Origin of the sequence: Streptomyces sp. NPDC049577 (assembly GCF_040675635.1) — a bacterium.
Taxonomy (GTDB): Bacteria; Actinomycetota; Actinomycetes; order Streptomycetales; family Streptomycetaceae; genus Streptomyces.
Genome location: NZ_JBFAPH010000235.1, coordinates 1 through 9741, shown reverse-complemented (window position 1 = coordinate 9741; position 9741 = coordinate 1). Strand labels below are relative to the sequence as shown.

At 72.5% G+C, this 9741-nt stretch carries 13 protein-coding genes, 1 pseudogene and 1 riboswitch; of the genes and pseudogenes, 9 read left to right on the top strand and 5 right to left on the bottom strand.

Annotation, left to right across the window (positions count from 1 at the left end):
- A partial coding sequence (locus tag AB0K09_RS23440; protein WP_366067340.1) for a helix-turn-helix transcriptional regulator occupies positions 1-366 on the bottom strand: 366 nt, incomplete at its 3' end.
- Positions 367-575: 209 nt separating this feature from the next.
- Between AB0K09_RS23440 and AB0K09_RS23435 the strand changes: the two genes are divergently transcribed.
- The gene (locus tag AB0K09_RS23435; protein ID WP_366067339.1) at positions 576-1004 is read left to right on the top strand and encodes an ATP-binding protein; all 429 of its coding nucleotides are present in this window, start codon (positions 576-578) and stop codon (positions 1002-1004) included.
- Positions 1005-1038: 34 nt separating this feature from the next.
- Here AB0K09_RS23435 and AB0K09_RS23430 read toward each other — a convergent pair whose 3' ends face one another.
- From AB0K09_RS23430 to AB0K09_RS23420, 3 genes are all read right to left on the bottom strand, one after another.
- The gene (locus AB0K09_RS23430; RefSeq protein ID WP_366067338.1) at positions 1039-1512 is read right to left on the bottom strand and encodes a C40 family peptidase; all 474 of its coding nucleotides are present in this window, start codon (positions 1510-1512) and stop codon (positions 1039-1041) included.
- 3 nt (positions 1513-1515) lie between these two features.
- Positions 1516-1736, bottom strand: a riboswitch (cyclic di-AMP (ydaO/yuaA leader).
- Positions 1737-2019: 283 nt separating this feature from the next.
- Positions 2020-2328, bottom strand: a complete 309-nt coding sequence (locus tag AB0K09_RS23425) for a hypothetical protein (RefSeq protein ID WP_366067337.1) — start codon at positions 2326-2328, stop codon at positions 2020-2022.
- Between the two features lie 5 nt (positions 2329-2333).
- Positions 2334-2975: an ATP-dependent Clp protease proteolytic subunit gene (locus tag AB0K09_RS23420; protein WP_366067336.1), complete on the bottom strand. Its 642-nt coding sequence runs from the start codon at positions 2973-2975 to the stop codon at positions 2334-2336.
- 100 nt (positions 2976-3075) lie between these two features.
- On the opposite strand from AB0K09_RS23420, the gene AB0K09_RS23415 reads away from it, so the two are divergent.
- Positions 3076-3384 carry a type II toxin-antitoxin system Phd/YefM family antitoxin gene (locus AB0K09_RS23415; RefSeq protein ID WP_366067335.1) on the top strand — a complete coding sequence of 103 codons (309 nt, stop codon included), beginning with the start codon at positions 3076-3078 and terminating at the stop codon, positions 3382-3384.
- Here the strand turns inward: AB0K09_RS23415 and AB0K09_RS23410 are convergent.
- Positions 3372-4268, bottom strand: a complete 897-nt coding sequence (locus AB0K09_RS23410) for a hypothetical protein (RefSeq protein WP_366067334.1) — start codon at positions 4266-4268, stop codon at positions 3372-3374. The genes AB0K09_RS23415 and AB0K09_RS23410 overlap by 13 nt on opposite strands.
- A 437-nt stretch (positions 4269-4705) precedes the next feature.
- On the opposite strand from AB0K09_RS23410, the gene AB0K09_RS23405 reads away from it, so the two are divergent.
- The 7 genes and pseudogenes from AB0K09_RS23405 to AB0K09_RS23375 form a co-directional block, all read left to right on the top strand.
- Positions 4706-5008, top strand: a complete 303-nt coding sequence (locus AB0K09_RS23405) for an urease subunit gamma (protein WP_366067333.1) — start codon at positions 4706-4708, stop codon at positions 5006-5008.
- Positions 5009-5025: 17 nt separating this feature from the next.
- Entirely contained in the window at positions 5026-5337 is a 312-nt protein-coding gene (locus AB0K09_RS23400) for an urease subunit beta (protein WP_366067332.1), read from the top strand.
- Positions 5330-7051 (top strand): urease subunit alpha, encoded by a 1722-nt coding sequence (locus AB0K09_RS23395; RefSeq protein WP_366067331.1) that lies wholly within the window; start codon positions 5330-5332, stop codon positions 7049-7051. The genes AB0K09_RS23400 and AB0K09_RS23395 overlap by 8 nt, the downstream gene beginning before the upstream one ends.
- An 11-nt stretch (positions 7052-7062) precedes the next feature.
- Positions 7063-7743, top strand: coding sequence for an urease accessory UreF family protein (locus tag AB0K09_RS23390; RefSeq protein WP_366067330.1), 681 nt, complete (start codon positions 7063-7065; stop codon positions 7741-7743).
- A 27-nt stretch (positions 7744-7770) separates the two neighbouring features.
- The gene (gene ureG / locus AB0K09_RS23385) at positions 7771-8460 is read left to right on the top strand and encodes an urease accessory protein UreG (protein WP_366067329.1); all 690 of its coding nucleotides are present in this window, start codon (positions 7771-7773) and stop codon (positions 8458-8460) included.
- Positions 8457-9260, top strand: a complete 804-nt coding sequence (locus tag AB0K09_RS23380; RefSeq protein ID WP_366067328.1) for an urease accessory protein UreD — start codon at positions 8457-8459, stop codon at positions 9258-9260. Before ureG ends, AB0K09_RS23380 begins: the two co-directional genes overlap by 4 nt.
- A gap of 175 nt (positions 9261-9435) precedes the next feature.
- A pseudogene (locus AB0K09_RS23375) lies at positions 9436-9741 on the top strand (alpha/beta hydrolase); the annotation flags it as partial.

The following is a 9741-nucleotide window of genomic DNA, read 5'->3' as shown; positions in this document are numbered from 1 at the left end:
GAGACTGATGAAGTCGAGGTAGGCGGGCGGCAGCAGATTGCGGTACGAGTACCACCAGCCACGCCGGGACCCGTCCCGCTCCCCACCGTGCTTTCCGCTCTGCGCACCGCCGGGATCCGTCGACCCGGAACCGCACAGCGCCCCCAGCAAAGCGCGCAGTTCCGGATCGGACACCCGGTAGACGTCGAGCAGACGGGCCACGTCCGCCGACGTCACCCCGCTGCTGCCGGTCTCGATCCGGCTCACCTTCGACTGATGCCAGCCGACCGCACCCGCCGCCTCGCGGCTCGTCATCCCGGACAACTCGCGCTGGCGGCGCAGTTCCGCGCCGAGCTTGCGGCGGCGCACCGCGGGTCCGTACCGCATCGGGCCTCCCTCCCCGCGCTCCGGTCGCGACGGATCCGGTCGCGGTCATCCAGAGTCAATAGACCAGCGCGACCCGCGCCCACGAGGGCTCGGCGCGGAGTTCACCGCTTCGAGCGACAGATATATGCACATCTCGGGGGATCACTCCCATCCCGGCCGTTTTCAGTGGCACGCTGTGACGACGAGCCGCCCGGGAAAGGGACAGCGCCATGGCAGACCACCAGGAAGCATCCGTCACCCTGCCGAGCGCCCCCGCCTCGGTCTCCGCGGCCCGCCGCTACGTGGCGGACGTGCTCGCCGATTGGGGCCTTCCGGACGGCGCGGAGGCCGCCGAGACGGTGCGACTGATCATCTCCGAACTGGCCACCAACGCCGTGCAGCACACCCGCGGCGAGTCGCCCACGTTCACCGTCGACCTCCGCCTGGAGCGGGACGAACAGCTGTGCATCGGGGTCACGGACAGTCACCCCCGCTACCCGAGGCGGCTGCCCGCCGCGGTGCAGCAGGACAGCGGCCGGGGCATGGTCATCGTGCGCTGTCTGGCCGCCGAGTGCGGCGGCAGATTCTTCGTCACCCCGACCGCCGAGGGCGGCAAGACGGTCTGGATCTGCCTGCCGTGGTCCGCCTCCGCCGCCTGACGCGGCGCACGGCGGGGGCGGACCGCGGCGCGACTCAGTCGCTCACCCGCCCGTACCAGACGCTCTTGGTCCAGATCCGCTCCAGACGGACGACCGAGCCGGTCTTCGGGGCGTGCCAGATCCGGTTGTCCCCCGCGTATATCCCGACGTGGTAGACCCCGCCGCCCCGGTGGAAGAAGACGAGGTCGCCGCGTTCCCGCGAGGAACTGGGGATGTGCAGGGTCCGGTTGTACTGGCCCTGCGCGGTGCGGGGCAGCTGCTTGCCGGCCCGCTTGAAGGAATAGAGCGTCAGCCCCGAGCAGTCGAACCGGTAGGGGCCGGTGGCGCCCCACTGATAGGGGGAACCGGCCTTCGAGGCCGCGATCTGCAGGGCCGTGCCGGAGACCGTGACGGCCTCGGCGTCCTGCGCGCCGGCGGGTACCAGCACCGTGGCACTGACGGCGGCGAGTGTCAGGGCCGAAGCGGCCCGTGCCCTGGACAGCTTTGAGGGACGTTTGTGCGCGCCCATGCCAAACCCTTCGTCAGCCGCCTGTGAAGGATGACCTGTCGGGTTCGGGCAGGCGAAGAATGCCCGGCCGCGGGAAGCGGCTTCACCCCAAGGGCCTTCCGTGCGGCTCGCGTTCACCAGCCGAGCCGTACGGACGTCCCGCCGTGCCTGGGTCCTCCATCCCTGCCGATGCACCTGTGTCGACCAGTCGCCCCGGCGGCGGCAGGGTTCGGCGTCCGCCCGGACCGCCCCGCCGCGGTGGCGGGGTCTTGTCGTCGGGAGGGATCTTGGCGCAGCCGCGTCGGCGAAGCCGAGCGGAACCCGCCTTATGTGAGCCTCGTCACCTCTGGGTAATTCGGGTGGACGAAAGGCGATTTGGTCCTCTCGGATTCACCGGGCTGAGGTCGTCACCTGCGGCGGAGATCGCGCCGTGAGCGCGGCGTGCGTGCCTCGCTCAGGGTGGCCGCCGCATGACGTCTACCGGCCCGTCCGCCGTCTGCCGGAGATGCCATCGAAGAACGTTTCCTTTCATGCGCCGGGGCGGGACGGTGGCAACATCACGCGCCCTGCGCGGCGTTCGCCGTCGAGCACCCGCAACGCCCGCGCCAGCGTCCCCGGATACATCTCGCGTTCGCCGCGCTCGTGCATGACCGTGAGCGCGTCGCGCAGCCCGGCGGCCGCGACCGCGAGCGTCTGCGCGGCTCGTAGCGCGCGGTACGTGTCATGCGTGTGAGCCGGGTTGATCCGGCCCAGGAGATCCAGTACTTCCAGATAGCGGTCCACCAGCTCGCCCTCGGCGCGGGTCAGGGCGGGCAGTGGCGGCAGTTCGGGCAGCACGCCGCTCACCTCCCCGCGACGGGCGCGGACTGCTTCCCGCGGTGCGGGACCACCGCGTCGACCAGGCCGTACGCCAGCGCCCCCGCCGGATCGAGGAACAGGTCCCGCTCGATGTCCTGCCGCACGCGCCCCGGTTCCCGGCCGGTGTGCAGCGCGAGCATCTCCACCAGGCCGTCGTGTGCGCGCGCCAGCTCCCGGGCCTGGATCTCCAGGTCGGAGGGCTGGCCGCGCACCGGCTCGGCGATGGCCGGCTGGTGCAGGAGCACCCGCGCGTGCGGCAGGACCATCCGCCGGCCCGGAGTGCCGGCGGCCAGCAGCACGGCGGCGGCCGACGCAGCCTGGCCCACGCAGACGGTCTCCATCTCGCAGCCGATGTAGCGCATCGTGTCGTAGACGGCGCACATGGCGCTGAAGGAGCCGCCGGGCGAGTTGATGTAGAGCGAGATGTGCCGGTCGGGCGCCGCGTGCTCCAGATGCATCAGCTGCGCGATGACATCGCTCGCCGCCGTCTCGTCGATCGGCGTCCCGAGCAGGATGATCCGCTCGGACAACAGCTTCTCGTACGGGTCCAGGGTGCGGAACCCGTGGGCGGTGCGTTCGGTGAACTGCGGCAGGACGTGCCGGGCCGCGGGAGGGAGTCGATCCATCGCCGTACCTCTCTGGGGAAGCCATGGCAGAGCCGTGGGAGCCATGGGAGAGCAGTCTGTAAAAAATGTACAGGACGTACACCTCGTTAGAATGGGGAGCATGGCCTACGAAATTCCGGTGACGCAAGCGCGAGCCGAGCTGGCGGAACTGATCAACCGCGTCGTCTACGGCGGCGAGCGGGTGGTCGTCACGCGCCACGGGAAACCGCTCGTGGCCCTGGTATCCGCCGCTGACCTGCGACGACTCGAAGAACTGGAGGAGGCCGAGGCCGCCGCGCCGGCGCCCGCCGAGGAGCCGGTGATCAGCACGGTCTCGACGCTGCGCTCCTTCACGTCCGCTCCGGGCGAACGCCGCCGCTTCGGCATCGCGGCCGAACACCGCGATCCGGGTTCCGGTCAGCGCCGCTGAGAGCCGCCCGGGTAGCGCATGCCCGGGGTGAGCCCGATCCAGGTGTCGCTGCTCCTGGAGATCAGGTAGACCGGGTCGGTGCCGGCGTCCCAGGTGAGTGGCACCACGTAGTACCCGTACTGGCCCTCGGCCACGCGCCGCAGGTCGGTGTAGCGGTAGCGGTAGTGCCGGCCGGGCCCCAGGTCCTCCTCGTGGACGTACGGAATGCTCAGCCGTTTGTTGCTCAGGACCAGCACGCCGGTCAGCCGTGTGATGTCCTTCGCCTGGGCCGCCGCATCCCGCTCGCCGAGGTGGGAGATGAACAGGGTGGCGGCCCAGAAGAGGCAGATCGCGGCGGCGAGGACGGGGATCGCCGCCCGCCGGGCACCGGCCCGGCCCTTTCCCGCCAGCCTCCTGGACAGGAGCAGCCCGGCGGCGATGGCCAGGGGAGCGATCCAGCCGACGGCCCGCAGCCAGCGCCAGCCGACGAGCACGACGAGCCCGGCGGAGGCGAGCACGACCCCGGCGGCCTTCGCGACCCTGGTCTCCCCGGCGAGGAACCGGCTGACGGCGTTGGTGTGCTGACGCACGCCCGGCGTCCGGACGAGGAGCAGCAGCGGCCAGAAGGAGAACACCAGGAGGGCGATCACCGCCGTCACCATCACCTGGTTCCGCAGCAGGGTCAGGCTCTCGAGGACGAACTCCGAGAAGCCGAACCCGAGGGTGAACGGGGAGATGTGGAAGTACCCGTAGTAGGCGGTCGTGTAGACCACCCCCAGGTAGAACATCAGGCCGGCGATGACGGAGGCCTGACCGACCAGCCCTCTCGCCAGGGAGACCGGCGACGCGCGGTCGGCCGTCTCCTCGCCGGGCGGCAGGCGACCGCCCTCCCCGGTCGCGCCCATTAACTGGGGGACCCGCCGCCCGGCACCTGTGGCTCGTGATGCTCACGTGTCCCGGTCGGGGGAGGCGGCGGCGGAGCCACTCCGCCGGTCGCGTTCGGAGCGGTGGCGTGGGGGGCGGTGGCGTGCGGAGTGTTCGGCTTCTTCTCGGGCTCCGGCTCGTCCGACGAGCAGGCGGCACAGAGTGCCAGACACAGGGCCACGAGAGCGGGAACGCCGGCCGCTCGTACTGCTCCGCCACGCATGGGATCGCCTCCTCCGTTCAGCCGGACCCTATGCGGGCGCGACCGGCGGGCACGTCCGGCACGCTCCGGCGGTGACGGTCCTTCAGCCGGGTGGAGGCATCCGGCCTCTCCATGGGATGTAGAGGCCAAAGGTTTTGGACGAGCTTTGCTCCGGCGAGAGAAACCCCAGGTCAACACTGTGTTGAGCTGGGAGGCATGCACCTGTCCCCCCATGAGCAGGAGCGCCTGCTCATCCATGTGGCCGCCGATGTCGCCGCGCGGCGAAGGGCCCGCGGACTGCGTCTGAACCACCCGGAGGCGGTGGCCCTGATCACCGCTCACATTCTCGAAGGCGCCCGCGACGGCCGTACCGTGGCCGAACTGATGAACTCCGGACGCAAGGTGCTCACCCGTGACGAGGTCATGGAGGGCATCCCCGAGATGATCCACGACGTCCAGGTCGAGGCCACGTTCCCGGACGGGACCAAGCTCGTCACCGTCCACGAGCCCATCGTCTGACGGGGAGGCACCACCGCATGATTCCCGGAGAGACCCTGTACGCCGACGGGCCCGTCCGGCTCAACGAGGGCCTGCACCGCACCCGGCTGACCGTCCTCAACGCCGCCGACCGGCCCGTCCAGGTCGGCTCGCACTACCACTTCGCCGAGGCCAACCCCGGGCTCGAGTTCGACCGTGCGGCCGCCCACGGCAAGCGGCTCGACATCGCGGCCGGCACCGCCGTGCGATTCGAGCCCGGCATCCCGGTGGAGGTCGAGCTTGTGCCCGTCGCCGGCAAGCGCGTGGTCGAGGGGCTGCGCGGGCAGTGCGGGGGAGCCCTCGATGCCTGAGCTCGGCCGCGCCGACTACGCCGGTCTCTATGGCCCCACCACGGGCGACCGCATCCGGCTCGCCGACACCGACCTGCTCGTCGAGATCGAGGAGGACCGTTCCGGCGGACCCGGCCGCGCCGGGGACGAGGCGGTCTTCGGCGGCGGCAAGGTGATCCGCGAATCCATGGGCCAGTCCCGCGTCACCCGCGCCGAGGGCGCACCCGACACCGTCATCACCGGGGCCGTGGTGCTCGACCACTGGGGTGTGGTGAAGGCCGACGTCGGGGTGCGCGACGGCCGGATCACCGGCATCGGCAAGGCGGGCAACCCCGACACCATGGACGGCGTCCACCCCGATCTCGTCATCGGGCCCGAGACCGAGATCATCTCCGGCAACGGCAGGATCCTCACGGCCGGGGCCGTCGACGCCCACGTCCACTTCATCTGCCCCCAGGCCGCCGACGAGGCCCTCGCCTCCGGCGTCACCACACTGGTCGGCGGCGGCACCGGCCCGGCCGAGGGCAGCAAGGCGACCACCGTCACCCCCGGCAGCTGGCACCTCGCCCGCATGTTCGATGCCCTGGAGGCGTACCCGGTCAACATCGGGCTGCTGGGCAAGGGCAACACCGTCTCCTACGACGCCATGCGCGCCCAGCTGCGCGCCGGCGCCGTCGGCTTCAAGATCCATGAGGACTGGGGCGCGACCCCTGCCGTCATCGACGCCTGTCTGGCCGTCTGCGAGGAGAGCGGAGCGCAACTGGCCATCCACACGGACACGCTCAACGAGGCCGGCTTCGTCGGCGATACCCTCGCGGCGATCGCCGGGCGCTCGATCCACGCCTATCACACCGAGGGCGCGGGCGGCGGCCACGCGCCGGACATCATCACGGTCGTCTCGGAGGCCAACGTCCTGCCCAGCTCGACCAATCCGACCCGGCCGCACACCCTGAACACCGTCGAGGAACACCTCGACATGCTGATGGTCTGCCACCATCTCAACCCGGCCGTCCCCGAGGACCTCGCCTTCGCCGAGTCCCGCATCAGGCCCGGCACCATCGCCGCCGAGGACGTCCTCCACGACCTCGGCGCGATCTCGATCATCTCGTCCGACTCCCAGGCGATGGGCCGCATCGGCGAGGTCGTCCTGCGCACCTGGCAGACCGCCCACGCCATGAAGCGGCGGCGCGGCCCCCTGCCCGGCGACGGCCCGGCCGACAACGCCCGGGCCCGCCGCTACGTCGCCAAGTACACCATCAACCCGGCCGTCGCCCAGGGCCTCGACCATGAGATCGGCTCGGTCGAGACCGGCAAGCTGGCCGACCTGGTGCTGTGGGAACCGGCCTTCTTCGGGGTCCGGCCGCAGCTGGTGCTCAAGGGCGGCCAGATCGCCTACGCGCAGATGGGTGACGCGAACGCCTCCATCCCCACCCCGCAGCCCGTCCTGCCCCGGCCCATGTTCGGCGCGCTCGGCCGCGCACCGGCCGCCAACTCCCTGAACTTCGTCAGCCAGTGGGCCCTCGACGACGGCCTCCCCGAGCGGCTCGGGCTGGGCAAACGCTTCGTGCCCATCCGCAGCACCCGGAACGTGACGAAGGCCGACATGCGGAACAACGACGCGCGGCCGCGGGTGGTGGTGGACCCGGACACCTTCACGGTCACGGTGGACGGGGAGGCGGTGGAGCCGCAACCGGCGGCGGAACTGCCCATGGCACAGCGGTACTTCCTCTTCTGACGGGCGCACCGATGAGCACCCTGTCCGCCGCGCTCCTCGTCCTGGCCGACGGCCGCTTCCCCGCCGGGGGCCATGCCCACTCCGGTGGCGCCGAGGCGGCCGTCAAGGCCGGCCGGATCACGGACGGCGCGTCCCTGGAGACATTCTGCCGGGGGCGCCTGCACACCGCCGGACTGACCGGGGCGGCCCTCGCCGCCGCGGCCGCGACCGGCATCGATCCACTGGGCCTCGATGCCGCGGCCGACGCCCGCACCCCCTCGCCCGCCCTGCGCGCCGCCGCGCGCCGGCTCGGCCGCCAGCTGATGCGTGCCGCGCGGGCGGCCTGGCCGTCGCCCGAACTCGACGCCCTCGCGACGGCCCGGCCGCGCGGCGCCCATCAGCCCGTCGTCCTCGGCCTCACCACCCGCGCCGCCGGGCTCCGGCCGCCCGCCGCCGCGTACGCCGCCGCCTACGAGGCGGTGAGCGGGCCGGCCACGGCGGTGGTGCGGCTGCTCAGCCTCGATCCGTTCGAGGCGACGGCGGTGCTGGCGCGGCTCGCGCCGGAGATGGACGACGTCGCGGCCACGGCCGCCGAGGCGGCCGGCCGGGCGCTCGACGAGGGGCTCGACGCCCTCCCCGCGCCCGCCGCGCCCCTGCTCGACATCACGGCGGAGCAGCATGCGGCGTGGCCGGTGCGGCTGTTCGCCACGTAGTTGAACCCCTGAGCCCCCGGAGGGACCATGCACCTCGACCACCCCGACGCCTACCCCCACCGCCACACCTACAGCGCCGCCGCGCCCCTGCGCCCCGACGGCACCCGGCGCGCCCTGCGGATCGGGCTCGGCGGGCCCGTCGGCTCGGGGAAGACCGCGACCGTCGCCGCCCTGTGCCGCGCCCTGCGCGATCAGCTGTCCATCGCCGTCGTCACCAACGACATCTACACCCGTGAGGACGCCGAATTCCTGCTGCGGCACGCGGTCCTGCCGCCCGAGCGGATCACGGCCGTCGAGACCGGAGCCTGCCCGCACACGGCGATCCGCGACGACATCTCCGCCAACCTCGAAGCCGTGGAGGACCTGGAGGACGGCGTCGGCCCCCTCGACCTCGTCCTCGTCGAATCCGGCGGCGACAACCTCACCGCCACCTTCTCCAAGGGCCTGGTGGACGCGCAGATCTTCGTCATCGACGTCGCCGGGGGCGACGACATCCCGCGCAAGGGCGGCCCCGGGGTCACCACCGCCGATCTGCTGGTGATCAACAAGACCGATCTCGCCCCGTACGTCGGCGTGGACCTGGCGGGAATGGCCCGCGACGCCAAGGCCCAGCGCGGCGACCTGCCCGTCGCCCTCACCTCCCTCACGGCCGAGGACGGCGTGGCCCCCGTCCGGGACTGGGTGACCGAGCGGCTCGCCGCCTGGGCCGCCTCGTGACCGTCACCGCGCCCGCCCCGGAGCACGGCGGAGCCACCGGTGTCCGGGCCCGCGCCCGGATCGTCGCCGCGCCGGACGGCCGCGGCGGCACCGCCCTGCCCGTGCTCACGGGGGAGGGGCCGTTCGCCCTGCGGCGCGTCGGCGTCCGCGGGCCCGTCGCCCGGGTGGCGCTCGTCGGCGCGATGAGCGCACCGCTCGGCGGCGACCGCCTGACGCTGAGCGCGACCGCCGAGGACGGGGCCGCGCTGTCCTTCTCCACCACGGCCGCCACCATCGCCCTGCCCGGCCGCGACGGCGCGCCCGCCACCTACGACACGGACCTCACCGTGGGCACCGGCGCCGCGCTGCGCTGGCTGCCCGAACCGCTGATCTCCGCGCGGGGCGGCGACCTGCGCATGCGCACCCGCGTCGAACTCGCCCCCGCCGCACGGCTCGTCCTCCGCGAGGAACAGGTCCTCGGCCGCACCGGCGAGGACCCCGGACGGCTCGTCTCCCGGCTGACCGTCCGGCGTGCCGGACGCCCGCTGTTCGACCAGGAACTGCGCTACGGGCCCGGGGTGCCCGGCTGGGACGGCGGCGCGGTGCTCGGCGGACACCGGGCCGTGGGCCAACTCCTCGTCGTGGACCCCGCCTTCGCGGACCGCCCCGTCGCCCCCCGCGCCCTGGGCGGCAACGCCGTCCTCACGCCGCTCGCCGGACCGGCCGCGGTGGTGAGTGCGGTGGCTCCGGACGCGCTGAACCTGCGAAAAGTCCTGGATTCGGCGCTCTTCGACCTGGATGCCGCACTGGATGCGGCATGAGACGGCCGGGGTGGAGGACACCTCGTGTGCCACGCTTTGTGGCGGCATTCTTACGGGTTAGTAAAGAAGCCTCCTCCGGCCTGTCCTTTGTGGCAGTGGAGACGCGAGGATCGCCCTGCAGCTGATGTGATCATCGCCGCTCGACTCGCGGCGTACCCAGCAGGGGGATTCCCACGTGAGACCAACAGCGATATTCGGTGCGGCCGGCACCGTGGTGACGGGCGCGCTCGTCGCCGGTTTCCTGGCCGCCCCGGCGGCCAGCGCCGGCGAGCGGGTGCCCGGCGGCGCCGCGGAGGCCGCCGGCGTCAAGATCGCGGCCGCCAAGGCGGCGAAGACGGGCGTCAAGTGGCAGGACTGCCCTGCCGACTGGGGCTTCGACAAGCCCATCCAGTGCGGTTACGTCACCGTCCCGGTCGACTACGCCAAGCCCAATGGCCGCACCATCAAGATCGCCGTGGACCGGGCCCGCTCCACCGGCACC